Origin of the sequence: Novosphingobium sp. PY1, assembly GCF_017312445.1 — a bacterium.
Classification (GTDB): domain Bacteria; phylum Pseudomonadota; class Alphaproteobacteria; order Sphingomonadales; family Sphingomonadaceae; genus Novosphingobium.
In genome coordinates this window covers 20,803-45,618 of sequence record NZ_BLTI01000007.1, presented here as the reverse complement: position 1 = coordinate 45,618, position 24,816 = coordinate 20,803, and the positions used below count along the sequence as shown (strand labels likewise).

The 24,816-nt window shown below is 60.5% G+C and carries 25 protein-coding genes and 2 pseudogenes; 16 read left to right on the top strand and 11 right to left on the bottom strand.

The genetic code is table 11. The features are described from left to right. The first annotated feature begins 206 nt into the window (after window positions 1–206). Window positions 207–464, top strand: coding sequence for a hypothetical protein (locus J3474_RS09900; RefSeq protein ID WP_207094029.1), 258 nt, complete (start codon window positions 207–209; stop codon window positions 462–464). Between the two features lie 345 nt (window positions 465–809). Continuing rightward, entirely contained in the window at window positions 810–1,934 is a 1,125-nt protein-coding gene (locus J3474_RS09895; RefSeq protein WP_242528324.1) for a glycoside hydrolase family 76 protein, read from the top strand. Between the two features lie 763 nt (window positions 1,935–2,697). Here J3474_RS09895 and J3474_RS09890 read toward each other — a convergent pair. From J3474_RS09890 to J3474_RS09875, 4 genes are all read right to left on the bottom strand, one after another. Beyond that, window positions 2,698–2,949 (bottom strand): hypothetical protein, encoded by a 252-nt coding sequence (locus tag J3474_RS09890; protein ID WP_207094028.1) that lies wholly within the window; start codon window positions 2,947–2,949, stop codon window positions 2,698–2,700. 34 nt (window positions 2,950–2,983) lie between these two features. Beyond that, a complete protein-coding gene (locus J3474_RS09885; RefSeq protein WP_207094027.1) occupies window positions 2,984–3,337 on the bottom strand; it encodes a PilZ domain-containing protein in 354 nt (117 codons plus the stop codon). A gap of 123 nt (window positions 3,338–3,460) precedes the next feature. Beyond that, window positions 3,461–4,252 carry a hypothetical protein gene (locus J3474_RS09880; protein ID WP_207094026.1) on the bottom strand — a complete coding sequence of 264 codons (792 nt, stop codon included), beginning with the start codon at window positions 4,250–4,252 and terminating at the stop codon, window positions 3,461–3,463. Between the two features lie 242 nt (window positions 4,253–4,494). Next, window positions 4,495–4,671 carry a hypothetical protein gene (locus J3474_RS09875; protein WP_207094025.1) on the bottom strand — a complete coding sequence of 59 codons (177 nt, stop codon included), beginning with the start codon at window positions 4,669–4,671 and terminating at the stop codon, window positions 4,495–4,497. 302 nt (window positions 4,672–4,973) lie between these two features. On the opposite strand from J3474_RS09875, the gene J3474_RS09870 reads away from it, so the two are divergent. From J3474_RS09870 to J3474_RS09860, 3 genes are all read left to right on the top strand, one after another. After that, window positions 4,974–6,035: a hypothetical protein gene (locus J3474_RS09870; RefSeq protein ID WP_207094024.1), complete on the top strand. Its 1,062-nt coding sequence runs from the start codon at window positions 4,974–4,976 to the stop codon at window positions 6,033–6,035. Between the two features lie 157 nt (window positions 6,036–6,192). Further along, window positions 6,193–7,875, top strand: a complete 1,683-nt coding sequence (locus tag J3474_RS09865; RefSeq protein WP_207094023.1) for an SWIM zinc finger domain-containing protein — start codon at window positions 6,193–6,195, stop codon at window positions 7,873–7,875. A 221-nt stretch (window positions 7,876–8,096) separates the two neighbouring features. Continuing rightward, complete coding sequence (locus tag J3474_RS09860) at window positions 8,097–8,291, top strand: DUF6771 family protein (protein WP_242528323.1); 195 nt, start codon at window positions 8,097–8,099, stop codon at window positions 8,289–8,291. Between the two features lie 297 nt (window positions 8,292–8,588). Here the strand turns inward: J3474_RS09860 and J3474_RS09855 are convergent, their stop codons facing one another. From J3474_RS09855 to J3474_RS09845, 3 genes are all read right to left on the bottom strand, one after another. Beyond that, the gene (locus J3474_RS09855; RefSeq protein WP_207094022.1) at window positions 8,589–8,834 is read right to left on the bottom strand and encodes a hypothetical protein; all 246 of its coding nucleotides are present in this window, start codon (window positions 8,832–8,834) and stop codon (window positions 8,589–8,591) included. A gap of 292 nt (window positions 8,835–9,126) precedes the next feature. Further along, entirely contained in the window at window positions 9,127–9,708 is a 582-nt protein-coding gene (locus tag J3474_RS09850) for a hypothetical protein (protein ID WP_207094021.1), read from the bottom strand. Between the two features lie 93 nt (window positions 9,709–9,801). Next, entirely contained in the window at window positions 9,802–10,005 is a 204-nt protein-coding gene (locus J3474_RS09845; protein ID WP_054948468.1) for a hypothetical protein, read from the bottom strand. 443 nt (window positions 10,006–10,448) lie between these two features. Here J3474_RS09845 and J3474_RS09840 point away from each other — a divergent pair. Further along, a pseudogene (locus J3474_RS09840) lies at window positions 10,449–10,688 on the top strand (type IV secretion system protein); the annotation flags it as partial. 8 nt (window positions 10,689–10,696) lie between these two features. On the opposite strand, the gene J3474_RS09835 reads toward J3474_RS09840, so the two are convergent. Further along, window positions 10,697–10,969 (bottom strand): type II toxin-antitoxin system RelE/ParE family toxin, encoded by a 273-nt coding sequence (locus J3474_RS09835; RefSeq protein ID WP_242528367.1) that lies wholly within the window; start codon window positions 10,967–10,969, stop codon window positions 10,697–10,699. Between the two features lie 78 nt (window positions 10,970–11,047). After that, the gene (locus J3474_RS09830) at window positions 11,048–11,311 is read right to left on the bottom strand and encodes a type II toxin-antitoxin system Phd/YefM family antitoxin (protein ID WP_207094019.1); all 264 of its coding nucleotides are present in this window, start codon (window positions 11,309–11,311) and stop codon (window positions 11,048–11,050) included. 208 nt (window positions 11,312–11,519) lie between these two features. Between J3474_RS09830 and J3474_RS09825 the strand changes: the two genes are divergently transcribed. Beyond that, window positions 11,520–12,059: a phage integrase N-terminal SAM-like domain-containing protein gene (locus J3474_RS09825; protein WP_207094018.1), complete on the top strand. Its 540-nt coding sequence runs from the start codon at window positions 11,520–11,522 to the stop codon at window positions 12,057–12,059. Here J3474_RS09825 and J3474_RS22700 read toward each other — a convergent pair. Beyond that, window positions 12,043–12,417: pseudogene (locus tag J3474_RS22700) on the bottom strand (integrase); the annotation flags it as partial. The gene J3474_RS09825 and the pseudogene J3474_RS22700 sit on opposite strands and share 17 nt — an antisense overlap. Before the next feature lie 205 nt (window positions 12,418–12,622). On the opposite strand from J3474_RS22700, the gene J3474_RS09820 reads away from it, so the two are divergent. Then, window positions 12,623–12,964: a type II toxin-antitoxin system RelE/ParE family toxin gene (locus J3474_RS09820; protein WP_207094017.1), complete on the top strand. Its 342-nt coding sequence runs from the start codon at window positions 12,623–12,625 to the stop codon at window positions 12,962–12,964. Continuing rightward, on the top strand, window positions 12,961–13,248 hold the full coding sequence (locus J3474_RS09815; protein ID WP_207094016.1) for a DNA-binding transcriptional regulator: 288 nt from the start codon (window positions 12,961–12,963) through the stop codon (window positions 13,246–13,248). The genes J3474_RS09820 and J3474_RS09815 overlap by 4 nt, the downstream gene beginning before the upstream one ends. Before the next feature lie 491 nt (window positions 13,249–13,739). On the opposite strand, the gene J3474_RS09810 is transcribed toward J3474_RS09815, so the two are convergent. After that, window positions 13,740–18,158: a hypothetical protein gene (locus tag J3474_RS09810; RefSeq protein WP_207094015.1), complete on the bottom strand. Its 4,419-nt coding sequence runs from the start codon at window positions 18,156–18,158 to the stop codon at window positions 13,740–13,742. Between the two features lie 256 nt (window positions 18,159–18,414). Here J3474_RS09810 and J3474_RS09805 point away from each other — a divergent pair, with 256 nt between their 5' ends. From J3474_RS09805 to J3474_RS09775, 7 genes are all read left to right on the top strand, one after another. Beyond that, on the top strand, window positions 18,415–18,636 hold the full coding sequence (locus J3474_RS09805) for a hypothetical protein (protein WP_207094014.1): 222 nt from the start codon (window positions 18,415–18,417) through the stop codon (window positions 18,634–18,636). Beyond that, on the top strand, window positions 18,633–19,778 hold the full coding sequence (locus J3474_RS09800; RefSeq protein ID WP_207094013.1) for a helix-turn-helix domain-containing protein: 1,146 nt from the start codon (window positions 18,633–18,635) through the stop codon (window positions 19,776–19,778). The genes J3474_RS09805 and J3474_RS09800 overlap by 4 nt, the downstream gene beginning before the upstream one ends. Before the next feature lie 514 nt (window positions 19,779–20,292). Continuing rightward, window positions 20,293–21,384 (top strand): hypothetical protein, encoded by a 1,092-nt coding sequence (locus J3474_RS09795; protein ID WP_207094012.1) that lies wholly within the window; start codon window positions 20,293–20,295, stop codon window positions 21,382–21,384. A 119-nt stretch (window positions 21,385–21,503) separates the two neighbouring features. Continuing rightward, the gene (locus tag J3474_RS09790; protein WP_176168190.1) at window positions 21,504–21,866 is read left to right on the top strand and encodes a transposase; all 363 of its coding nucleotides are present in this window, start codon (window positions 21,504–21,506) and stop codon (window positions 21,864–21,866) included. Next, window positions 21,863–22,222 (top strand): IS66 family insertion sequence element accessory protein TnpB, encoded by a 360-nt coding sequence (gene tnpB / locus J3474_RS09785; protein WP_342743705.1) that lies wholly within the window; start codon window positions 21,863–21,865, stop codon window positions 22,220–22,222. The genes J3474_RS09790 and tnpB overlap by 4 nt, the downstream gene beginning before the upstream one ends. 132 nt (window positions 22,223–22,354) lie before the next feature. Next, window positions 22,355–23,878, top strand: a complete 1,524-nt coding sequence (locus J3474_RS09780; RefSeq protein WP_207094011.1) for an IS66 family transposase — start codon at window positions 22,355–22,357, stop codon at window positions 23,876–23,878. After that, window positions 23,836–24,513 carry a UPF0149 family protein gene (locus J3474_RS09775; RefSeq protein ID WP_207094010.1) on the top strand — a complete coding sequence of 226 codons (678 nt, stop codon included), beginning with the start codon at window positions 23,836–23,838 and terminating at the stop codon, window positions 24,511–24,513. The genes J3474_RS09780 and J3474_RS09775 overlap by 43 nt, the downstream gene beginning before the upstream one ends. Window positions 24,514–24,816 lie beyond the last annotated feature (303 nt).

Here is a 24,816-nt window from a genome sequence, read left to right as displayed (position 1 = left end):
CGGCGCCGATCTGACGCTACTTGCATTGATTGGAATTGCCCTTTTGCGTCATACCCGCTGGACAGCCACACGATCCGTTGGATTGTGGCACCAGATCACCGGAGCAGACAGGCGCTGGGGTGCCTCCTGACGAGCTGGAGCTGCTGCCCGAACCTCCCCCACCGCTCGTGGTTGTCCCGCCGCTGGTCGATGAGGAGCCACCACTCGTGGAACTGCTTCCGCCACTGGTGGTTGATCCACCGCTGCTTGTTGTGCTGCCACCGCTGCTTGAAGTTGAGCCCCCACTACTAGAACCCGACCCGCCGCTGCTCGAGGTGCCGCCACCGCTCGAGCTGCTTCCTCCGCTCGTCGATGATCCACTTCCGCCGCTTGACGAACCGCTTCCTCCTCCTGACGAGCCGCCGCTGCCGCCCGATTGCGGGCTCGATGCGACGCTCTGGGCCACTCCTGCCATTGCGTTGTAGATAGCATCGCCAAGGCCTGCGACAGCCAAAGCGATCGCGCCGCCCATGATGGCGAGGAGCAATGCATATTCGGCAGCCGAGGCACTGCACACATCCTTGAAGAAGCGCTTGAGCATGCCCGTTCACCTACTTAGGCCGTTCTCGCTTGCGGGATGCGGCCTGAAAGGCAGCTAGACCGAAAGCACCTATCGCAAGATACTGCCCTGGCCGACTTGGCGTTATTATGGTTTCTTTATGTACCTGCATCATTGCATGGCCTGAAGGATTACATCTTCTTGTCGCTGCCGGAGCATCTTGGCGGCCGAAAATGTAATGCCAGTTTGGCAATATCGGCGATCAGTGCGCATGCAGTTGATGCTATCTGTCTGCATTACCTCACTTGGGAACTACGATTGGATGAAAAAGCAACGCTTTGTAAGCGGGGGGATCGCCTTAATTCACTTGGCTGTGCCGCTCGCCGTGTCTGTCTCGAGCAGCGCCGTTTCGGCCAATGCGCAGGTCAATGCGCAGCAAGACTGGCATATGCGTGCAGGTGCTGCCGCTGACTATCTCGACCGGCAGTGGGGCACGGACTCAGGTTGGAGCGCCAGCGAGAACTGGCAACGGTTTCCCATCGTCGACGCGCTGATTGAGTATCAACGACGAACCGGCGATTTGCGCTGGGAAGGGAAGATCAATGCTGCCGTGCGCAACCGCAGCGGTCTTTACCTCAATGATGATGATTTGTGGGCCGTGATTGCTAACGTTCATGCATGGCAGATCGAACATGATCCCGAACTACTCGCCTGGGCCGCCACGAACTATCGTCGTATCGTCACCGAATATTGGGACGAACTTTGCGGTGGAGGTTTGTGGTGGGATCGCAAACGAACCTACAAGAACGCGATAGTCAATGAGCTGCTCATCTACGCCTCGACCCAACTTTATCTCGCGACCAGGCAAGAGCCCTATCGCGAGTGGGCATTGCGCAGTTGGTCGTGGTTCGCATCATCGACGATGATCGGAGCAGATGGCCTGGTGAACGATGGGCTCGACGCGCGGTGCGGCAATAACGGGGCACCACGTTTCACCTACAATCAAGGCGTGCTCCTGGGCGGTCTCAACGATTTGAGCGAGATTACCGGCGATCCGCAATTTCGTGCATTAGCCGTAAAAACGGCGCTCGCTGCGACACGCACCTTAGTGACTACAGATGGCCTGCTGACAGAACCCTTCGACGGTCTCGGACGGGATGGACCGATGTTCAAGGGCATATTCGCGTTCCACGTCGGTCATCTGATCGGGGTAATGCCTGCTGGGGCAGAGCGCGCAGAGCTTCGTGACTGGACACGGCGCAATGGCGAGGCTGTTTGGCGTCTGACTGGGGAGGGTAGCCGACCAATCGATGGCTTGTGGACAGGCGGTTCCGACCAGCATGGCGCCGCAGCACAGGCTTCGGGCTTAGAGATTCTGCTTGCCGCGGCATCATGATCCGCAGGAGAACAGCGCAAGGCCGTTACGTCGAATTGGTACGAACGGAATGAAATTGGCAGCGCTTCACTGCCTGGCACCTTTCGCGCCAATCGGGTATTCCTTGTCCAATGGAGCTTGGCTGGGAAGCAAGCCAAGGTACGCGCCGCCTAGTGCGACAGCTGCTCAACAGAATCGCCGTCTTACACCAGGGAGCGGAAACTCAAATCCAATGGAGACTTTCTAGCAATGGAGGCAGAGGCAAAGTTGCCCGCTCTTTGCATTTTTCTTCGCTTCTTGAACACCTGGGCACCTTCTAACTGCGCGGTGTCTCATGGACTTCTGGCGATTGCGCCGTTATGATCTGGCTACCATCACTGGGCGCCTTTGCTGTCACGCAGATCGATGCCATAGACTTGTATCCGATTTCCTTGCGAACGATGCGAAACGAAAGGCCCGGCTCCCCATTGCCGGGCCTTTCGAGATTCGGTCTATTGGGAGAAAGCAATCGATTCGCAATCGCAAAGACCTGCGCCGATGATGCGCCAATATTGTGCCCTCGCAAAGGGTAATATTCTTGCGTGGATTCATGGCGAGCCAGTCAGCACCGCTGGCGGTGAAATCGATCAAAGGTCACGCTTAAGGCATTCGGCCGCGAGTGATTGAATTTTGAAAACCAACGTAAGATTCAATCTTGCGACTTGTCGCGCCGATCGGTCAACTTGGAGCACAAATGCAAGACCGCGCGCTATGGCGTGCGACATTGTCTTGCTGAAATGGGGCGCTATGACCAATAGAAAAAGGGACATCCTTCCGACCAACCGGTGTCGGGTTGAATGGTCTGCAATCCTCGGCCGTTGAAATAACGACACTCCCAGATACCTTGCACTGAGTTGTTTTTCTGAGTTATCCCGAATTGACCCTTGCTGATCAATATTTTGCCGCCCGACAATATGAGGAGCAAGTCAAGCGCCACGATGATAGCTAGAAAGTAGGAGATTGCCTTGATGCGACCTTCTTCCATCGTGATCCTCATCGATCGCAGCCGCTCCCGGGTTCTGCAAGGTTGCTCAATATTGTGGCAATGGCGGTAGTAATCGACCGAATCGATCTCGCGGCGCCAGTGCCTCGAAGGCAAGACCTTGCGGTGTAAAGCCGAGATGTCGCACCGCAGCTTCGTGAAGGATCTGACTGAATCGCACGCCAGCGCTCGCCCCTCGTTTCCAAACAATCGTACCGCTGACCACGATAAAACGATTGAGGTGGAGTTCGAGTTTCGTCCCAATACAGATTGGGACGCGTAGTGCCTCGATCATACATCCGCCAGAGCAGAGATCGTAGAGAAACACTTCATGGCACCTGTCATCAACCAAACACTTAATCTGTCGGTCGACTACAAATCGCTCGTGTTCACGTTCGTCCATTGCACACCCCCCGATGCTACGGAAGACTTACACCAAGTTTGGTTAACCAAATGTTGTCGCGCAGGTATAAGCGGGGCCCTTGCATCGCTCATTCTCAAAATTATTGGAGTATTTCAAAGAGTATCATGAGGTGAGTGAACCTCCATTTTGGCTAATGATGCTTTGGGCAGTCGAGCGAAGATGCCCCACATCGCAGGTGTCGATACACATGAATACCTTCCCATGGCGGATCTGCTTTGAAAGGTAGGCAGCAGTGAATCCGTCAACGTCATGATCGTCCAGCATGCGGGCGATGGCGCCACCCATCGAGCCGAACACCGAACTTACTCCCGCAAACGACGATATGCTCGATGAAGCCAGGACTGTGGCCGTGCCGGCCAATCCCAGCCCCGGGATGGCAAGCATGGCAATTCCCAATATCGCAGCAGCAAGACCGCTACCGGCAACAGCGACAGCTACACTAAGCTTGCTATGTCCCGGATACCATCTGACGTCACGGTCGATTATCTGGTCGGGCCGCGATAATACTGCAATCGAGCTTGCCGGCACTCCGGCCAGCTCCAAGGCGGTGCGGGCTAGTGGCACATGATCTGAATTGTCGAAAACTGCTGTTAGGCGAAGCCTCCTGATTGCGGCTTCAATCTCCTTGGCTACGCGCAGTGCGGATGCGAAGGCATCGCGCTCGCTTTCTGAGTTGAAAATGGTGCGTAAGCCGGCGGCGCGGTGCAAGCGCACGACGCTTGGCGAAGCCATGTCCAGGGACATGGTTCTCAGTAAATTATCCACTGACGTGCGCTTGAGAAGCTGGTCTGTGCCACGATTGATCCACTGAATGGATTGCGGGATGGGGCGTGGGCCCTCCAGATAATTCAGTGCGGTTAGTTCAAACGGCTTGATGACAAACACGGCTGACATGTTCGCGACCCCCGGAACGCGTTACATCTTCTGAAATTAAATTAGCTAAACGCGTTGAGTCGAACAATAATTCAATTATGTCTCAAATCAGTACATTCGGCGAGACCGCCATGAGTTTACTGGAGGCTTATGATTCCTTAGCCATGGGATAAGCAGACCTTCTGGTCCTGAGGCGTGAAAGCCGGTAGCTGGGTGGCCGACAAGGGGCGAAGGCAGAAAAGACAACTACGCGTCCAAGCGGGTCATAGTCGGGCCGACTTTCGGGTCACAATCAGCGGCGAAAGAAGATCGAGCGACGCCTGCCCCGGGGAACTGGCGGCAAGCTCCCCGATGATCTGTTCGAAGCTCGGAAGATTATCGATGCGGCCGTCGAGAAACATGTGCGTGCCCACCGGGCCCGACAGCTCCAGCCGCGTCATGACTGAACTCGCGCGGGCTGGGTATGTGGAGCGCTATTACGAGGGCTAGCGCACCAATCATGCGAACAGGGGTGCCTCGCGCAATCTGGTGTGTGCTCGACGCCGATGCTGGTCTGACCGGACCGGAGAGCGGGGTGGCTCGCGCAGATTTTCCAATGTAGCAAGCTGGGGCCATGAACCTGTTTGTGCGTGATCTGCCGCTTGCCGAGCGAGACCGACCTTGCCACCTTACTGACATAAACTGCTCGCTTGCCCGTACGCGCCAAGCGGCCGGGTTTTTACGTTGATGGCTGGAGGCACAGATGTCGGAGAATCAACATTGCGCTCCCGTACGGCTGAGCGATATCATCGAAGCCGTCGAATTTGTCAGTGCTTCATCTTTCGATGAGCATCATGCCTATATCTGTCCCCGGACAGGGCGAACCCACCTTGTTTCCGAGTACCTGGATCTTGATGAGGCCGAGGGATTGCCGAATGATCCGGAAGAATGCGGATACCTTGCGGTGCCCCATCGCCGGGATCTCGATCTCGGTAAACCCCTGGCATTGGCATTCGTCGCCGAGGAACTCCCGGAGCTGCTTGATCAAGCTCAGGATATTTTCCGTCGCAAGGGTGCCTTTCGACGCTTCAAGGATCTGATTGGAGCACAGGGCAAACTGGATAGCTGGTATGGCTATGAAGAACGCGCAATGCGGGCGGCGGTCAGAGATTGGTGTGAAGCTCTTGGCATACCGCTTACCGGTGAGGCGCAAGCCGCAGGGCAGGGCGAAATGGCCGAGCCGTGCCTTCATGTTGCCCCTTGTGATGCGTGCGGGAATTGCGTTCCCAGTCTCGAGATGACGCATTTGGGAAGCCAGGAGACCGGATATCGAGATCTTTGCAGTCGTTGCTACAATGAGGAAGTGGCGCGCCTGGGCGGATTGAAGTTCGATCATGTTGCCTTTGAGCCGATCGATCTTTTTGATGGACGCGGCAGGAAGCATCGGTTTCACTTTGTGCTGCGCCATCTTGGATCGATGCTGTCGCTGGCCGCCATCGAGGTCAAAGCTAAAGATGGCACGGGATACGAGTTCGAGGTGCATGGTGCAGCGCAGGCTGATCCATTTGTACTCATGCAGCGTCTTCATGAACGGATGCGCCAAGAGCTTGCGATTACCTACCTCGCCGAGACCGAGTTCGGCCTTGGAATCTCAGAAACCAAGGTCGGGGGGCAAATCACTTGCGCCCCCGACGCCGCGGAGCGGTTGCCCGTTCTCATAATTGATGGGCAAGAGGTCGAATGGGACCAGTTCGGTCGCATGCTCATGACTTTCGAGGGGTGGCGGTTCCACCTCGAAATCCAGGATCCAAGCGAGGAGATCTGAAGGCTATGCTGATGACTCGGCAAGGGCATGCAAGTCACCCAGTCTCCCCTCCCGTTTGCCCCATCACTGCGGCATCAATTGGAACTGTCTGGCGGTTGTTTGATCGCGCAGACGCCCCTTTCCGTGAAGTCACTCACCAAATTGAGCAATCAGCGTCATGACCCAGACCGAGCTTTCCATGTTTGATCAGGACGTGCTCAGGTCCTTCGCTGGTGACAAGGTCTTCGCGCGTGGTCAGGCCTATTTCCGAGAGGGAATGGTCGAACTGCTCGCGATCGAGCCAAACAGGGTAGTGGCGAGGGTTGCCGGGACACAGGACTATGCCGCAACCGTCCTGAGGCAAGCCAGCTCACTCGATGGCGAGTGTACGTGCCCGGCATTTGAGCGCGATCGCTTTTGCAAACATATGGTGGCTGCGGTGCTGGCCGCGGACGCTGCGATCGCTTGCGGAACGGCAGACAGCGTCGGCACGCTGACACGGATCCGTAGCTATCTCAGAGGCAAGGACATTGATGTCCTGGTTGCAATGATCACGGATGCCGCCGAGCGTGATCCGGTGCTGTTTCGCAGGCTTGCCATTGCCGCTGCTGCAGAGACTGCCGATGGTGAAAACCTGGAAGAGAGCCTGCAGGAGGCGGTGCAGGAGGCCTGCGCCACGCGCGGCTTTATCGATTATGCGCGGGCTGGAGAATGGGCGGCGGGTGTCGACGCCGTGCTCGATGCGATGGCTGACCTAGCCTCAACAGAGCACGCCGCGTTGGTTGTGGACCTGACGGATTATGCGATCACTCGGATCGAGAGGGCGATCGAGAATATCGACGATTCTGGCGGGTATTGCGGTGACCTGCTCGAGCGTGCGCAGCAGATACATTTCGAGGCCTGCCAGGCTGCCCGGCCCGACCCGGTCGCGCTGGCCGGCAAGCTATACTTGCGCGAAACCCGCGGCGGCTTCGGCACCTTCCATGGCGCGGTCGCGCAATATGCGGAAATTCTGGGCGATCGAGGACTGGATGAATATCAGCGCCTGGCCCGTGAGGCCTGGGACAAGCTGCCACCAAATATGGGACCGGTCAGGGGAGGGGGGGAGCACAGATACGAGTTGTCCAAACTCGTCTCGATCCTGGATTTTTTCGCCGAGCGAGACAAGGATCTGGAAGCCCGGATCGCGCTTCGTTCCAAGGACCTGTCCTCGCAATGGGACTACTTTCGTCTTGCCACGTTTTGCCTCGAGCAGGGGCTGGCAGAAGTGGCCCTGCGCCACGCCGAAGAGGGCCTGTGGTTGTTCGAAGATGAAAGAGCAGACGAGCGGCTTGTGAACCTGGCAGTCGATCTGCTTCTCAAGGAAGATAGGACTGCCGATGCCGAGGCGCAACTGTGGCGGGCCTTCAGGAAAGCACCCAATCTTGATCTCTACCGGCGCATGCGGTCCCTTGGCGGTGACGAGGCCACGAGGCAAATCCTCGAGCATTTGCAGGATCGGTTGGAAAATTCGTCTGCAAGCCGCTGGTCTTCTCCCGCTGATCTCGTGACTCGCATCATGATCGAGGAGGGCATGTTCGAGGACGCCTGGGCGACCGTGCGTGACCATGGGGCATCACGAGGCGTCAAGGAAGCCCTTGCCCTCGTGAGCGAGCGGACGCACCCGCAAAAGGCGCTTGCGGTCTATGCAGAGCGTGTCGAGGAACTCGTGAGTGCCGGCGACAAGCACGCGTATCGGCAGGCCGCGAGCTTGATTGAGCGTATGCGAACGCTGCATGGTAGTGCCGAACATAGTGCCTATGTCATCGCAGTCAGACAGCGTCATGGCCGCAAGCGCAATTTCATGAAATTGCTCGGATGACGCGGATGCGCGTTCCAGGAGTAAGAATGGCAAGAAGCCCGTGATGCTGGGGCGCAATGCCCTATGTCGAAGTGGCCGATACAAACACGGCGTGAAAGCGTACGGCTCGAGGAAGCCGGGGGGCTTGCCCTGATCAGATGACGCTCCTGCAGGAACGGCGGGGCACAGACCGCTTCAGGGCACACCCGCTAACCGGGTTGAGCTTCCAGCCAGGACCTGCAATGGCATCTGTCATGAAACAGGTCAGCGAGATCATTCTCAAAGTCGTCGAGCGCGCGCCCGAGTGGATCCGCAAGGACCTTGCTGGCGGCGATGCGTCGGCGCGCGTAAGGGCCGAGGAAGCCCTTGCGGCAATGATTGCCGATGCGATTGCCAAGGCGAACCCGCAATATTGCGGTGCTACCCCGCAAGCATGATGTGCTGGCGGATAATGGCCCGACACTCGATGTTCCGGTATGCCTGTTTGTGACCCGGAAGCCTCGTACGTTGGAGCCACCGAGTGGGTCTGGAATCGGCTGTCTCCCTGCAGTGATACAGACCCGGCGAGAACATTGAAAGGCTGGTCGAGGGGCTGCTCTTTCGGCTGAAAGAGCAGCCCTTTCCAGTGCCTGAAATCGCGCAGGGCTTAGATCTTTCCTGGCCCGGATTTACAAGCGTTCGTGGCGAATTCGCCGGTGCACTGATGCTTATCGGCCCGGTTGAACTTGCGTGCTTTAAATGGCGTGCAGCCGTTCGACGTTCGCTCGGTCGGCTACCATCTCGGTGAGCTGGTCGTGCTCGGCGAGGATGCGCTCGATTTCCTGGCGCTTTTCAAAGACGAGCTTGGCAACGCCGGCGGTCATGCCGCCCTCGTCACCGACACGACCAAGGACGGCTGCAAGGTCCTTGAGAGTCGCCTCTTCAAGACTGGCATGGAGACCGCCTTTGGAATCGCGAAATGCAACGCACTGACTGGCCATGAGATGCCTCCTACATGACGTTTGCGGCATGGGCAGCAAACGCAAGCACGGGGCGGATAGTTTGCAAAGTCGATGCCCCGCAACCTGTAGATTGCGCCGTTCCTTGCGATGCGACAATCGCAAAAGCTGCAACTGCACGTCGTGCCTCGAAACGGGACGAGGGCGCCATATCTCTTACCTCTGGGTGCACGCAAGCCGCCCGCGGTAACGCGCTCCTGGCCGTAGAGGGGCTGCGCGAAACGGTTTCCTGGCGGCCATGGGCCCTAACCTATTTTGCCTACCCCTTGGCAATTTAGATTTCCTGCTCCTTGAACGTCACCGTCGCTTGGGGATCTTGGGGGCCTTGGCCGACGCCACCTGTCATCGGACCTACCACGCATGTCTTGGGATCGAACGATCCTGCGGCATACATGGTGACGGGAGTTCCATCGGGGCCGCTGGTCCGAAACTGCACAACAGCTGAGGCCGCCTTCCCATTCTTTGGAACGACAGCCTGGAAATCCACGAAGTCGAAGGATGACGTGCCCGGCGGCAGCGCCGCGCTCACGCGTTGCACGAGCTCATTGAGGAACGCGGCATTCCGGGATCGGCAAATGTCATTCGGAATTGCTGCGTAGAGATTGGCCTTGCGGATGGAGTAGCTGGTGGGCGCGGTGCTCGGGGCAGGGGCCTGTGTGCTCGATCCGCATGCACAAAGCATCGTAAGCAGCGCAACAGGCCAAGCGGCCGCTCCGCGATTTGGCCTTGTCAATCCAGATCGATTGCGCGCGCGCATGGCTGCTTCCTCCCCCTTCGCCCCATATCTTTCAGGATCTTCGCTGGCGCAGTCAATGCAGCAAACGTTGGAGAGGACACGAAGGCTGACCTCGTGCACCAGAGGGTGTACGAGGTCAGCGATTGGGTTTGGTTTGCGGTTTCGACGGAGCCTGTACCATCAGAATGAAAAGCTGAACGATTCAATTCAAGATCAGAGCTGGGACTTGCAAAACGACGAGGTCGGCTCGCCCAGATCGGTGCCCCAGCTTTCCATTTGGTCACGCACGATGCCCCTGAGTTTCTGCAGGCACGCGATCTCGGCTTGGCGTTGCGCCGATACGGCGACACGGCTTGAAATAGCCTGTTCGAGCCGTTCTTCCTCTCTGGCAAAGTATGCGAGGATTTTGCTTTGCATGACGCGAGGCTACCCGCTCGATTGCGATCCGAATCTGGCATTCCAGGCTGTGGGCGCCGTGCTGCACCAGTGCCTGTTGTCAGGATAACCGGGCAGGGTGCCGGTATGGGTCACCCAGGAAGACAGTATCGCCTGCTTCACCTCGGGCTCTGGCTGAGGTCTTGGTGTAAACTCATAAGGATGTCGCGAACGGGTGAGGGACATTCGTTTGCCTCCTTCAATCCAGTTTTTTCCTCTCCAGCGGCCTTTCGCCGCGCAGGAGATGTAAGTCTCCACCCGTTCAGGTCAACTCCTCTGAAGGTGTATGGCTCGCAATTTCATGCCTCGGCTCTGGGTCAGTGCAGCTTCACGCCGTGACCAAGCTGCACCTTGGCGGGGATGCTCGCCTTCCACGTCTTGCAGATGCGCTCGAGCGGTACGCCGCAATCATCGCACAGCGCGGCATCGCCTTCTTCATCCTGACGGCGCAGGTGTTCGTGGGGACCATCGAGTTCAAGCGGATAAGCCTTGCCGGCTTCATCCTCGTGCCGTTCGCCATCTGGAACCGGAACAGCTTCCTCGCTGAGAGCGTTCTTGGTAACGTAGGTTCCTCAGGCATCAAGGTCATGGTGCTCGCCGTGATCGTTGGTATCAGCTCCAATATCTTCGCCGAGTTCACTGCTGCCCTCCAGGGCCAAGAGCCTTGTCCGCCTTACCCGCCGCGCAGCACGCGTTCCTCAAGCAAGGTACGGAAGTCACGGCGGCTATCGGCTACAATCAGCACGGTGATAATCGCGTCATCCGGCAGGTAAATCACGCGATACGGAGGCAGCGACAGTTGGCGGTAGGCACGGATCCCCAGCGCCTCCAGTTCGGGCGGCACGGGACCGCGCTCGGGATATGCGGCCAGTCCCTCGATGCCTTTCACGAGCCGATTGAGAAGAGCCTCGGCTCCATCGTTGCCTTCCGCTCCGCGCTGAACCATGCGACGCCGGTAAATGCCTGAGAGGTCATGCTCGGCACCCGCCGTCAGGCGCACCTCCAATTTAAGTTTCCCCAAGGATCAGCGGCCGCGGATACGGTCGGCCAAGCCTTCCACAGACTGCGTCAGCTCTACCGCCATCTCGTCCCTGCCAAGCGCCAGTAACTTGAGTAGCGCTAGGGTTTCCTGCGTCGCCTCATAGCTGCCGACGTCCTGTAAAACAGCCTTTGCCTCACCGTTTTGGGTAATGACCAATGGCGGTGCACCTTCGCCCAGTTCACGGATCAGGTCGGCGCTGTGCGCCTTGAGGTAGCTGATTGGCTTAATACGGGTTTCGAGGTTCATGTCGATCTTTCGGTCAGAATTTAGTCGGAATATAGGCTAAAGATGCACTTTCCTCAAGGCTTGTGCAGCCTTCGGTAAACGCCGACAAGGACGAACCCGCTTTCGCGGGAGAGTCGCGTGGAGTGAGGTACCGCGATAATGTGAGGCTTTGCGCGGGGCGAGCCCGGTGACTGAGCGTGCGAGTTCCTTCAATTGAGAGGAACTTGCCATGGCTACCATTTCCACCACCGCCCCAGTCACTCCACTGCGCCAGCGTATGCAGCATGACATGATGATGCGGGGTCTTCTGCCCCGAACCCAGGACCAATATATCCGGCATATGTGGCGCTTTTCTGCCTGGCTGGGGCGTCCGCCAGATACCGCCACGTCCGAGGATCTGCGCAACTTCCAGATCCAGCAGCACGAGAGCGGCGCCAGCGCGGGTACGATCAACGGTGCAGTCTCGGCGCTGCGCTTCTTCTATACGGTCACGCTGCGACGGCGTGATCTGGCGCGCGGTCTGGTCGCGACCCGCCGCCCGGACAATGTACGCGAGGTCTTGAGCGTCGAGGAGATGGCTCGCCTGCTCGAGGCCGCACCGGGCATCAAGTACAAGGCGGCGCTGGGCGTGGCCTATGGCGCCGGCCTGCGCGTGTCCGAGGCCGCGTATCTCAAGGTCGATGACATTGACAGCAAGCGCATGCTGATCCGCGTCGAACAGGGCAAGGGCGGCAAGGATCGCAACGCCATGCTTTCCCCGCAAAGGTGAAGTCTAGGACGGTGCCGCGGCGCCGTTCCAGCCATGTCGCCAAGCTCTTTCGGGCTTCTGTCATGATCTCAAACGGCACCGGTCTACCGGTCTTCTGCTGGATGACAGTCGAGCGGTTGTGGATGCTCCCGCCGCTGGTGATATCTCCGATCTTGATCTTCACGAGGTCGCAGCCGTGCAGCTTGCTGTCGAGCGCCAGGTCGAACAACGCCCGATCGCGCAGTCGCTTGTGCTCGTCGAGGTAGAACCGGATGGCCCAGATGTCGCGTGGCTTGAGCGGGCGCTTGGGTCCGACATTCTGACCTGCGTTCCAAGGGCGCCGTTCATGCACGGCAGGGTCTAGGTCTGAGTATCCCATGGTGCTTCTCCAATGGCCGGAATGGCCACTCTGGAGGATACCGGATTTCGAAGCTGCGAATTGCGCGGCTCCTTGCGAAGTTGCATCTGGAAACAGAATATCGCCGAAGCGGCAATGCCTATGCTTTCGTGAGCATCGGAAGGGTGGGCCTGAGCTGCATATGTGTCATTGACATATATGCCATTGGCGCATATATATTCTAGGCATGACCAGCTTGCAGATCGTGGTGGAACTGCCCGAGTTTCTGCGGCGGGCCAAGGCGATCATGTCCGACGAGGACCGTGCTGCGCTCGTGAACTATATCGCCGCCAACCCGGAAACGGGCATCTCGCTAGGTGGTGGGCTGCGCAAAGTCCGTATCGCTCGCGAGGGCGGCGGGAAGAGTGGCGGCTACCGGACCATCTATGTGTTCGGCGGCGTGCAGATACCCATATTCCTCGTCACCGTGTTCGCCAAGAACGAAAAGGACAACTTGACCAAAGCCGAGCAGGCGGAGCTGATCGCGATGAGCAAGGCCTTGCTCGCACGCTATGGAGACCGGATATGAGCGCCTATGACAGCATCAGACAGGGTTTGAACGAGGCACTGGCCTTCGGGGAAGGCAAGGAGACCGGTGCGCGCATCCGCCAGGTGGAGGTGCCCACGGTTGACGTCGCCGCGATCCGGGCCAGCACCGGCCTGTCGCAGGGCGCGTTTGCGCGCAGCATCGGCGTTGCCAAAGGTACGCTGCTCAACTGGGAGCACGGCCGCCGACGTCCCTCCGGCCCAGCTCAGGTATTGCTCGCCATGATCGCCAAGAAGCCTTCGCTGGTCAGCGAGTTGCTACGCTAATAGCTTCTGTCCGCCCGGCGACGCGGAATGCCGCCCTCGCCGCCAAAGCTGACATAGCTCCTGCGGCCGAAGTGCGCCCACCGTTGCCGTTCGGCTCCGGCTTTCCAGCGCCAGGCAGCGGACCTTCAGCTATGACGCGGTCTGCGGACGATCCGGAAAGTCCGCTATTGAGAGCGATGTGGCTATAAGCGGACATCAATGGCTTCCCCGCATACCCGGCCGCGCGTTATGAGACGAAATGGCCGCAGCCGGCATCGAGGAGCTGGGAAAGCGGATCATCGTCTCCAACATACCCCTGCGGCAGCAGTGGTGAGCTTGCTGGCTTACCTTCGACCCTGAACCAGCCCGCTGCGATCCTCTCCACACTCCGCTCGAACGACGTTCTTGCGCTCGGGGCACTGTGGATGCAGGAGATGCTCCTTCCAGACAGATCGGGGAGCCGCACGTGGGGGAGCCGCCGTCCTTATGTTGCGATCAGCCGCTCTATCCGATCAGTGCCACGGCGCTTGATCATGCTTGGGGACGCGCGTGAAAGCTAGTCTATCCTTCCCCGACTTGCTGTCCTCCTTCAGCTGCGCGTTGATCCGCGGCACGTTGATCCGCCAATGATCATGGGTGCGGCGGCTGACCCGGATCCGCGCCGCATCCATCGTGCGGGTCGCCCACCGCGCGCAGGCGCGGCTCGCGGTCGCCATGAACAGCTCGAAGGCACCGAATTGCGCGACGGGGTCTTCCTCGTCGACAAATCTCGTGAGCCAATGCTTGGCTCGCTTGCTCGCGTCATATCGCGCCCGGGCGGCCCTGCGGACCTGCTCCAGCCAGCGAGGCAGCGCGGCCGGCAGGATCCGATCATCCCACAGTGCTTCGGTCGCGGCGTCGCTGTCGAGTTCGCCGGCAAGCACTAACGCGCGCGCGCAGTCATAGGTTGGGCGACCGAACATCGCGCCGATCATGTCGACCAGCTGCGATTGCGCGTTCTGACGGCGCAGACTCGACGCCACTTCGAAGAGCTGCTGATCGAGATGCACCATGCCCATGGCCTCGCCGCGCAGCGGCTCCGTGACGCTGTTCAACGGAAGGTCGAATATCATGAACCGCAGATCGTCCGACTTCACGCTGGAATCGTTCATGCTGGCGATCAGCGCGCGCCAGACGGCTGCACCCGCCGGGTTGCCGACGCGCAGCAGCGCACGGCACAGCTCAATGATCGCCTTGTCAGAGCTGAAGAGCATATGGCCCAGATCGACCCACCCCCTGGCAATGACCGGAGAGAGCCATGCCTCGATCTCGGTAGACCGTTCGGCAACGAGGCGATCGAAAGACCGTCTGTCATCCACGGAATGAGCAAACCCGACGCTTTGGCGCGGGGGGTCGAGTTCGGAGCGCACGCGGCTGCGAACATGATCAGCGAACGCGTCGACATAGCGCGCTTCGTCCGGCCACTGGCGCGCGAGATAACCGAGCAGGAGCGGCGCGATCTCGCTCGGGCGATTATCGCCCGCGATCGGGTCGGCGCGGGCCAGGGCGGCACTGCCCTGAACAGCCTCGTCACCAGCGGCGTCACCTGCCGTCCAGCCGCCATTGCGCAGGATATTGCACAAGGCGTTGTCGGGCGCGTGTTGTGCGACACGCATTGCCGCGGTCCGCACCTCGGCACTCTCGTGACGCAGCAGCGCGGCGACCGGCGGATAGCCTGCCGGCATATCGGATAGATCACCACTGGCCAGCAAGCTGAGCCAGAGCGCCAGCAGGCGGGGCTCGGCCGCGGGATCGAGCACAGGCGAGAGCGCGGCGAAGTCTTCCGCGGAGAAGGGCTTGAGAAAATCGCTGCTGGACTTGAGCCAGGTCGGTCCGTCGGGCATCGCGCGGAAGGCTGCGAGCTGTTCGGCGCTCGTCGCCTCGGCCAGCGCCAGCGCCGCGATGCTCGCGTTTATCGCGGTGCGCCGATCACTGCCCTGATCGGGCGGCATGCGCAGCGTCGACCGAAAGATCGAGGCAATGCCGTTGGTAACGGCCTCGTCATGCGCGACCCAGCAGGCGCCCCATCCGGCGATGATCTTGCTGATGTCGTGCCGGCCAGTGTCGATGCCGGTCGTCCGCGCGAGGTAATCGTTGAGCAGATCGGGCGCCCACCGGGCCAGCACACTGCGAAGCGGCGCAACCATGTCAAATCGGCGGTCGCCATCGGTGGCGATCATGTCCTGCGCCGCCGCGCGCAGCATGGCCTCCGCCTCGCCGTTAAGCCGTGCCTCCGGATCGGTCGCGGCATCGGCCAGGTCGGTGGCATAGCGCAGCGCGATCTCGCCCCATCCGGACTTGCGGTCAGGCGGCGAATAGGTCCAGAGCCATGTGCCGTCCGCGGTGGCTTCTACACTGGACTCACGGCCGAAGCGCCGCGGCGGTCGTTCGCCGTGCGGCCGGGCGGACGGATCGAGCGAAGCCAAGGCGGCCAGCAACCGGTCGGCTGCGGCGCCGGCATGCGGGTCCGCGACGGCGCGGAGCCGGCTTGCCTCGGCGACGATCGCCTGCTCGGCGGCCGCCGCATCCTCGCAATTGGCGCGCAGTAGCCATTCGAAGCGGTCGCGGCGATAATGCATTTCGCGGGTGATCTCGACGACGACCGCATAGGTGGCGAGCGCCTCTGCAAATGGCGCGCGCGGCAGATAGGAGATGGCGCAAAGGAGCGTGTCGGCCACCGAGAGATAGTCGTCGTCGGGTTCGATCAGGACGAGCGGCGGTAGATCGCCGCGGACCGCATTCCAAGCGAGCACGCGCTGCGCCACCGCCGGCCCCGCGACCTCGGCTTCCGGCTCCGTGCCATTGACGACATCGCGCCAGCCGAAGCTCTCGCTTAGCCAGAGCGTCGCGCGTGCCGTGAATGCGGCCATCACGGCGGGATAAGCCTCGGCGGCATTGACCATCCCAGCCAGGTGGACGTTGCGGTCGTCGTGCAATTGCTCGCGATCGCGCCAGACCCGTTCGGTGCGGTCGAGGAAATATGCGGGGTCTTCCGTGATCAGTCGGGTGTAGCGCTTGAGTTCGTTGCCATAGAAATTGTCACTACCAAGCCAAGTATCAAGCAGCACACGGCGCGCGACCTCGCTGCATTCCGGCGCGATCGTCGCGAAGGAGGCCGCGATCCCGATCACGGTCACGCCCAGCTGCAAACCGCGCAGATCGTCGACGAATGCTTCGATCCGGTGCCCGACCGCCTCGGCGGTGTCGAGCGACTGGACGGCGCGCGCCAGCGCGAGGCCCATGGCGATCGGCGCCAGGTCTGGGTTGACCCGGAAGCGGTTGGGTTCGCCCGGGATCGGCGCGAACCAGACGCCGCTGACGATCGCGCTGATCGTGGCTTCGGAACTGGCGACGCCGCTTTCGACGGCAAGCGTCTCGCCAATCTCGCGGCGCAGGACGGTGATGTCCGGGGATGCAGCCGAACGGACGGTCGCTCCGATCTCGGCGATGAGGTTGCGCATCTCTTGGTCGTCGAGACTGGGATAGATGCGGTCCCTGAAATCCTCGTAGACGAGACGCTCGGGGGTGATGTCGCCGCTGCCCGACAGCCGCTGCCAGTGGCGCAGAGCGAGCGCACAAAGCCGCGGCACTTTCATCAAGGGAACGAGCGCAGGATCGAGCCGATCGCGCTTCATGCCTGCTCGGCCGAGGATCTGGTCGAGTTCAGAATCACTAAAGGGGCCGACGGGAACTTCGGTGCAGGCGATCCCGGCACCCTGAAAACCGCCCGAAACGCGCCGCCAATGGTCGTTGCGATCGGTCATGACGAGATCGACAGCGCCGGCCCATGGGGCAAGCATCAGTTCGGAGGCAAGCGTCGCCCAGTCGGCTGCGTCGAAGCGCTCGTTGAGCCCATCGACGATCAACACGATCCGGGTTGCGGTCGCTGCCGCGCACCAGCGCCGCGCGCGTCGCGCCCACCAGGCCGCATCGCGAATGCCGAACACCTGGAAGAGCGCCGATCCTAGGATCTCGTCGGGACTGGCCGAGGCGATGAACCGCGCCGGGACGATGAGCGTGAGCGGCAGGGGCGTTCCGGCAAGCTCGCGGTCCAGCCACCAGCTGAGCGCGGCCCAGGTCTTGCCCATGCCTTCGCTGCCCAGAAGCGCCAGCGGGAGCCTCGTCCCAGCACCGTCCCACCAGCCAGCGATCGCCTGGCGCAGTTCGGGGCGATCGATGCGAATGATCGCGGGATCGGTGAGGTTTGTGTAGCGGCCAATCCGTGCCGAGGCAGCGGGCATGCTGGCCATATGGCCGCGAACATGGTGCGCCACGGCGTCGCGCGCGTTGCCATAGCCCAGCGCCGGCGCGCATAGCTGGCGATGCAGGTCCGCACTTTGCCGGTCGTAGCTGACATGACCGCGCGCGCTGGCCAGGACCCCTTCGATCTCCGGGGTAAAGGCCACATAGGCGCGCAGAATGTCGTCATGCTGGGCACAAAGCATCAGCAGGCCGGGCAGGAGTTCGGCGGAGTCCGGCCAATCGAGGATCAAGACCTCGATGCCCAGCGCCATGCCTTTGGCGATAAGGTTCGAACGATCCGGCTCCCTGACCTCCCGGCTCGCGGCGAGGATCCAGAGTTCGAGATCGGGATGGGCGCTCGCCGCATCGTCGAGCTTGCTGCGGGTTTCGTCGGCGGGCAGCGGAGTCTGGGCGCCATAGCGCTTGGTCTCGACCGCCATCACGTTGGCATGGCCGTCGGCGTCGGTCCGTGCGTCGATTCCGCCCTGTGGGCCTGATTTGGCGAGGGTGAAGCGTTGCCCGGTCTCGCGCGACAGAAGATCTCGCACGAGATTTTCGAAGCTGCCCTCGCCGCTCGCAGGTATGGCCCGCAACGCCGCGACGAGCGCGTTGTCGGGTCCGTCTTCTGGATCCAGTGGCGCAGATACCATGTTAGACTTTCGCCAATCGTTCGTATCTTGCTGAGCGCATTGGAGTTGCTCAGCGCATTCGAGACGATAATGTTAGGCAAGCGGGAACGAAATTGGAACGGAAGATAACGCCAGATCAGGAACGCGATGCCGAAGCGCCGTCCGGTGACCTGTGGAATCTGATGCCGAGTGACAGGCGCATCAATCAACACCAGAAGCGCGACCGCCTCCCGTCCCAAGCCGCTTTGGTGGACGCGCGGCCGCGGATCGTCGCCTGGTGGCAGGAAGCCTGGCTCGAAATCCTGCCCTCGGTGCGCGTCTCCTGCGCGAGGTCGCGGTGGCGCTCCCGGTTGACGCCGTGGAGGAAATGGAGAAGCTGCACGCTCTCGGCGATATTTTCGTGGCACTCGAATGGCGGCGGCTGCGGCAGGACCAGCAGGTGCCGGAATGGACCCATCCGCGTGCGCTCGCCACGCATGATATGGCAGCCACCCGATGATCCCCAAGACATTTGAAGCGATCGAGCGCGTTGATCTCGAAGCCCTAGTGGCCAATCAGGTCGCCGAACGGCGAACGCTGGAGTTCAAGCGCGACCTGCCGGGCCCGAGCGAGAGCGCGCGCAAGGAGTTTCTCGCTGACATCACCTCCTTCGCCAACGCGCAAGGCGGAGACATCCTGTTCGGTATCGACGCCCCGCGTGGCGTCGCCTTGGCGATCGCGGGTTTGACGACCGACGACCCCGACAAGGAACTGCTCCGCTGGGAAGACATCCTGCTGGCCGGTGTCGAGCCCAGGCTGCCGGGCGTCCGGATGCGCTGGATCGACTGCGGCGCGCAAGCCGGCGTGATGCTGATCCGCGTGCAGGGCAGCACGATCGCACCGCATCGTGTGATCCTCGCGCGCAGCAACCGCTTTTATGGCCGTAAGAGCAACGGCAAGTACGAAATGGACACGCAGGAACTGCGCGAGGCGTTCACGGCCAGCGAAGCCTTGCCCACCCGGCTGCGGGCATTGCACCTGGACGCTGTCGATGCCGCGCTGCGCGGCGAATTGCCGATCGGTCTCGGCAGCGACCCCACGGCGATCGTCTCGTTGATTCCGGTCGCCTATTTCCGCGAAGCGCGCGACCTTCCGATTACGGTGGAGACCGCGCTCGCGCCGCACAAGCCGAGCGGTTACATCGACGCGGTCCGGATGATCGAGGGTGTCCTATTGCACACCAATCCAGGCGAGACCAATGCGGTTCGCTCCTATGCGATGACCCACAGGCAGGGTCGGACTGACATGGTCTGGACGATCGGCCGCATAGTGAACGAGCTGCGCAAGGAGGAGATCAAGCTGGTCTGGCCCAAGCGGTTCGAGGACGGGCTGCTTGATGCGGCGAATTCCGGCGCGGCCAAGCTCGCCCAGTTCGGCATCGAGGGGCCATGGGTGGTCCATGTCACGATCACTGGGATCAAGGACTACAATCTTGTGCTGAGTAACGAACATATCTCCGACCCGGCGTGGCGAAGTCAGGCAACACTGCCGCCACTGATGGTGGAGCGCATGAACCGCGCGGCGCTACTACCGCTTCTGCGCGCCTTTTGGCTGGCTTTCGGCGTGGAACGGCCGATGAATCCATTTGGCAGCGATCAGTGAGAGACGGGAGTGGCGCCGCTGGCCTCTGATCCGCGCGGCTAGCAGCGATGGCCTGGAGGGCTTCCGGTCCTTTTGCAATCGGTGGCCGTAACGCGGCGATGCGACTGGCACCGGAAGCCAACGTCCGCTTTTTGAAGCCTGTAGAAGGCCGCTGAATGCCTATATCTGCTTCTCCTGGCACCGCAGACTTCGTAAAGCAATGTTAGCTCCGCGGCTGCGCTCGCCAAAACCTGCCGGTCTGCAATCGGCAACGTTGCGGTCAATTCGATGGGTGAATTTAGGGCAAGGTTCGACGGAGCCAACGTGATCTGGAAACGACCGGTTTGTTGGCGCTTTCGGAATCCATGCAAATTGCGCCAACGAGCACTGGGTGTTCCTCACTAACTGCACGATTGCCGACCACGGCTTCCGGATGGCGCGATCGCGCATGATGTCTTACCATCGATTAGCAATTGCGGCCTTGTCGAAGGCGGCGCGCTATCCCAAGTGACAGAGAGAACGGGAACCTGCAGATTTGAGTCCCAACGATTATGCCCATGAGCTGAACAGGCAGCTTATTTATCTGATCTCGTTTGTGCGGTCAGTAAACGAACTTGACCTTGCCGCTGCGCTCTTGGGCGAGTTTAGAGGCATGCAGGACGCCGGCTGGTCAACCGTGCAGACGGCCCATGAGGCCTTTACAGAGATGCAGGCTCTGGGCTCGCAAAAGGAGCCGCTCACAACCGCACAGTATCGCCAAATGCTCTGCCTCTACACTCACCTTGCGGAGGCGGGTGGCGTGTATGAAAGCCTGATCAACCTTATTGGCGTCATTCAGCTTAAGCCTTACAACCTCTGGCCATTCCAGGACCTTGTGCGTGTCAAGAAATCGCCGGGCCGTGTTATCGGGCCAAATGCGAACGCCATGTTTCGGCGATTGGCTGAACAAGCTGCCGGAATAGGTATGAGCCGGCTGTCCGAACTCCTGGAAATGACGTTTAGGGACGACATTCGGAACGGAATCGCTCATGCCGACTATATCATTGGGCGAGATGGACTTCGGCTGCGCCGGCGTAATGGCGGCAATCCCTTCGTATTGAGCCATCCTGAAGTGAACGAAGCGCTGAACGTAGGAATGATGTTCTTTGATTTGCTAAAGCAACTGCTCGGGCAGGCCGCACAATTCTTCCGTCCCGCACGCACGATCATCGGCCGGTTCAGCTTAAATCCGCCAATGCCATGGACGGTCGAGCTGAAAGAGGACGGGAGCTTTTCCATCAGTGGCAGTTCGCCCGGTCCACGCACTGACGCAACATTCGACCGGCAAGAAAGAATCAACAACCGCTTGGGAGGCCGAGTCATGATGGCTTATGCATGCTCTCCTAGCGTCTGGGGTGATCTGCAGGCCGAGATTAGGGCCCTCGGTTTTGAGGTGCCGATCGTCGAGTTGGATGCGACCCAGCTTGCGGAACTCGAAGTCGCGATTGCACAGCACGGCCTAGGTAAGCACCCGGAGCTGCCCGAAGAAGGGCTTCTGCTGGCCATGCCGCAGGGTTTCTGCCGAATTGCAGATATCGACACATTCCATGCCGAACTTCCCGAAGTCGAAGAGCTTGAGATTTCCTGACGGCGACAGAAACGTAAACGCCGACAGAACCCGGCCTTGTGCGGATCGGGGATGTTGTGAATTTCGCGGGGCAGATGGAGGCCTTGCGAATGGATATTGAGCAGTCAAACGAGCCTTGTATGAGCGATCGCCGGGATGGCGGAGCGGTTGTACGTGTGGAGCGACGTCGGCGTTGGAGTGACGAGGAAAAGCTCGCGATCCTGAAGGAAACGACGCAGCCTGGAGCCATCATGGCGGTTGTTGCGCGCCGCCACGGGATCGGGACCGGCCAACTTTACACGTGGCGCAAGCAACTGCTGAAAGGCGCGATGGCGGGGTTCGTGCCCGTCGAGCTCATGAGTTCTGGGCTGCCAGGCAAGTTGTCGGAGATTGGACGGATCGAGATCAGAGGGAACGGCGGTCTCACGGTTTTGGTCGACAAGCTGGTCGATCGGGCTGCGTTGAAGCTGGTTCTCGAGGTGGTCGGGGAGATCGATCGTTGAGCCTGACGCTTCCGCCGTCGGCGAAGATCTATCTGTCGCTCGCCCCGTGCGACATGAGGAAGGGCTTGGATGGTCTTTCCACGCAGGTTCGCAACATCCTGCAGCTTGACCCATTCTCCGGCGCTGTGTTCCTGTTTCGCGGGAAGCGCGGCGACAGATTGAAGGCCCTGGTCTGGGACGGATCGGGGCTTTGCCTTTATGCAAAACGTCTCGAACGCGGGAAGTTCGTGTGGCCGCGAACCCAGGATGGGGTTGCAGTGAGGCTCTCGGGCGCGCAGTTGGCGATGTTGATCGAAGGCCTGGATTGGCGCCAGGCGATCGTGCACGACGAGGTGGTCGCACCGACCCTCGCGTGAGCGATGAAAGTCTTAGAAAACTGAGGTTTTTCGTAGGATTGCCGGGACGTTTCCGCTATAGTCCCGGGTATGCGGTTCGACCTTGATCGCCTCCCCACAGACCCGGTTCTTCTGCAGAAAATGCTGCGGGAGATGGCTGAGGCCATGGAGTTGGAGCGGGCCGAATTGAAGACGGCGAAGGAAACCGTCAAAGCCCAGAACCTGACGATAGAGAAGCTCGAGCATCGCCTTGCCCGGTTGTTGCGGGTCCAGTTCGGTCGCAGCTCCGAAAAGATGGACATCGCGCAGTTGCGCCTGATGTTCGAGGAGGTCGATACTCCCGCACCTGCCAATGATGATGCTCCGGTAGCAGCAAAGCCGCAGTCGGCACGCAAGGCCAGGATCCGCGCGCCGATCCCCGCGCACATCCCGCGCCAGACGACGGAGCATCACCCCGGTCCATGTGCCGGTGGCTGCGGTGGCCCCGAGACGACGATCAGCGAGGACGTCACCGAGGTCCTGGACTACGTTCCGGCCCGCTTCCGCGTACTGCGGCATGTTCGCCCCCGCATCGCCTGCCGGACCTGCGAGCAAATCCGTCAGGCTCCAGCCATCGATCTGCCGCTGCCCAAGGTCATGGCAAGCAGCGCCGTGCTCGCGCATCTCGTCGTCAGCCGCTTCGCCGACCATCAACCCTGGTACCGCCAGTCGGTGATCCTGCGTCGGCAAGGCGTGCACATCGATCGCGATGTGATGGGGCGCTGGGCTCGCAAACTGGCCTGGTTGATGGCGCCGCTCGGTGAGCGGCTGCTCTCCTATGTCCTCGAAGCGCCCAAGGTGCACGGTGACGAGACGCCGGTTACTTTGCTGGCCGGCGAGGATGGCAGCCACACCGCGTACTTCTGGGTCTATCTGCGCGATGGGCGTTCAAGCGGTGATATGAGCCCGCCCGCCGTGGCCTACCGCTTCAGCACCGGCCGCGGCGGCGAGCACCCCCAAGCCCACCTTGCGGGATATCAAGGCTATCTCCAGGCGGATGGATATTCCGGCTACAACGCGCTCTACCGCGATCCCAAAACCAAGGCTCCGCGCGATGTGACCGAAGTGGGATGTTGGGCCCATGCCCGGCGCAAGTTCACCGACATCCTGGGAAAGACGCCATCATCAATCGCCGCCGAGGCGGTCGTCCGGATCGGCGAACTCTTCGCCATCGAGCGCGATATCAAGGGCGCACCACCTAACAAACGGCGACGCGTTCGCCAGAACCTTGCCCGCCCCAAACTGGCGGCCTTGCGGTCGTGGCTGGAAGCGCAGATGAAAGGCCTGTCTTCGGATAGCGCCTTGGCGAAAGCATGCCGATATCCGCTCAATCGATGGGCGGCAATGATCCGCTATTGCGACGATGGTCTGCTCGAAATCAGCAACAACCTTGTCGAGAACGCGCTGCGCGGGGTCGCTCTCGGGCGCCGCAATTGGATGTTCGTGGGCTCAACCACGGGCGGGGACGCCTCGGCGCTGTTCTTCTCACTGGTCGAAACATGCAAACTTAACGGCATCGAGCCCGAAGCCTGGTTTACCGACGTCATCGAGCGCATCGGCAATCACCCGATCAATCGAATCGATGAGCTGCTGCCATGGCGCTGGCAGGCGCTACGCGATACTGCTCAGGCCGCATGACTACCTCACAGCCTCTCTCCGCCCTGTTCGCTCCCCTCAACTGGGATCCAGATCTCTTGCCGCCATTAGAGATGGACGGCTACCTGACCGGCGTCCTGGTGACGCCCGAGTTGGAAATCGCTGACTGGATTGCTGACTTGTGGACAGCGATCCCCCCTGTCACGGACAAGGCAAGGATCCAGCAAGCTCTCGCTGCCGTTCTGGCACGGTTTAAAGCGATCGAAGCAGACCTCCAAAAGGGATGGCCAGGCTATCAGCCCAGCTTCTGCGAGCGGGGCAAGAAAGCGGACCATGACAGGGTCCGGGGATGGATGAAGGGCTTCTACAAGGCCATGACGATCCATCCGGAATACTGGACGGATATCGCCGACGACGAGCGCACCGCAACGTTCCTTGGCCTAATCGTCGGCTTCATCGAGACGGACGAGCAGATCGAAGAACGCGATGACGCGGACGACATCCGCGATGAACACGCTGAGCTTCTACCACGCGCCATCGTCGGCATGAGATCGCTGGCCCTGCTTCATGATGGCGACGCAAATGGACTCAGGTCCATCCAGGCAAACAAGATTGGTCGTAACGATCCTTGCCCCTGCGGATCGGGCAAGAAGTACAAGCGCTGCTGCGCAGCCTAGACGCCAAGCGTCAAGGCCGGGTTCCGTCGGCGCTTACACAGAAACGTAGGATCGTTCAGACCGTGACCGTCTATCTTACGGCGCTCTTTGGCGATGAACGTAAGGCGGCTTTCATGGAGTCGATTTGAGCCGCTCTAAGTCCGGAATTCAGGCGGCCCGGGCCACCGAATGAGCTCATTTACCGAAGGAAGCAGTCCGACCAGAGCCGGTCGCTCACATCAGTTACGGCGAACGTCAGGTATTGGCGGAATCTGCCGATTAGGCTGCAAGGAGCAGCTGGTCGACAGTGCGACCCATCACCGG

Bases quoted from the DNA above. Each gene is read 5' to 3' on its own strand.
- J3474_RS09870 (WP_207094024.1), top strand. From the start codon at position 4,974: ATGTCGGAGAATCAACATTGCGCTCCCGTACGGCTGAGCGATATCATC.
- J3474_RS09845 (WP_054948468.1), bottom strand. From the start codon at position 10,005: ATGCAAAGCAAAATCCTCGCATACTTTGCCAGAGAGGAAGAACGGCTC.
- J3474_RS09855 (WP_207094022.1), bottom strand. From the start codon at position 8,834: ATGGCCAGTCAGTGCGTTGCATTTCGCGATTCCAAAGGCGGTCTCCAT.
- J3474_RS09800 (WP_207094013.1), top strand. From the start codon at position 18,633: ATGATCCCCAAGACATTTGAAGCGATCGAGCGCGTTGATCTCGAAGCC.
- J3474_RS09775 (WP_207094010.1), top strand. From the start codon at position 23,836: ATGGCGCTGGCAGGCGCTACGCGATACTGCTCAGGCCGCATGACTACC.
- J3474_RS09830 (WP_207094019.1), bottom strand. From the start codon at position 11,311: ATGAACCTCGAAACCCGTATTAAGCCAATCAGCTACCTCAAGGCGCAC.
- J3474_RS09860 (WP_242528323.1), top strand. From the start codon at position 8,097: ATGGCATCTGTCATGAAACAGGTCAGCGAGATCATTCTCAAAGTCGTC.
- J3474_RS09815 (WP_207094016.1), top strand. From the start codon at position 12,961: ATGAGCGCCTATGACAGCATCAGACAGGGTTTGAACGAGGCACTGGCC.
- J3474_RS09835 (WP_242528367.1), bottom strand. From the start codon at position 10,969: ATGGTTCAGCGCGGAGCGGAAGGCAACGATGGAGCCGAGGCTCTTCTC.
- J3474_RS09880 (WP_207094026.1), bottom strand. From the start codon at position 4,252: ATGTCAGCCGTGTTTGTCATCAAGCCGTTTGAACTAACCGCACTGAAT.
- J3474_RS09825 (WP_207094018.1), top strand. From the start codon at position 11,520: ATGGCTACCATTTCCACCACCGCCCCAGTCACTCCACTGCGCCAGCGT.
- J3474_RS09875 (WP_207094025.1), bottom strand. From the start codon at position 4,671: ATGACGCGGCTGGAGCTGTCGGGCCCGGTGGGCACGCACATGTTTCTC.
- J3474_RS09810 (WP_207094015.1), bottom strand. From the start codon at position 18,158: ATGGTATCTGCGCCACTGGATCCAGAAGACGGACCCGACAACGCGCTC.
- J3474_RS09890 (WP_207094028.1), bottom strand. From the start codon at position 2,949: ATGAGGATCACGATGGAAGAAGGTCGCATCAAGGCAATCTCCTACTTT.
- J3474_RS09790 (WP_176168190.1), top strand. From the start codon at position 21,504: ATGAGCGATCGCCGGGATGGCGGAGCGGTTGTACGTGTGGAGCGACGT.
- J3474_RS09885 (WP_207094027.1), bottom strand. From the start codon at position 3,337: ATGGACGAACGTGAACACGAGCGATTTGTAGTCGACCGACAGATTAAG.
- J3474_RS09865 (WP_207094023.1), top strand. From the start codon at position 6,193: ATGACCCAGACCGAGCTTTCCATGTTTGATCAGGACGTGCTCAGGTCC.
- J3474_RS09780 (WP_207094011.1), top strand. From the start codon at position 22,355: ATGGCTGAGGCCATGGAGTTGGAGCGGGCCGAATTGAAGACGGCGAAG.
- J3474_RS09820 (WP_207094017.1), top strand. From the start codon at position 12,623: ATGACCAGCTTGCAGATCGTGGTGGAACTGCCCGAGTTTCTGCGGCGG.
- J3474_RS09895 (WP_242528324.1), top strand. From the start codon at position 810: ATGCAGTTGATGCTATCTGTCTGCATTACCTCACTTGGGAACTACGAT.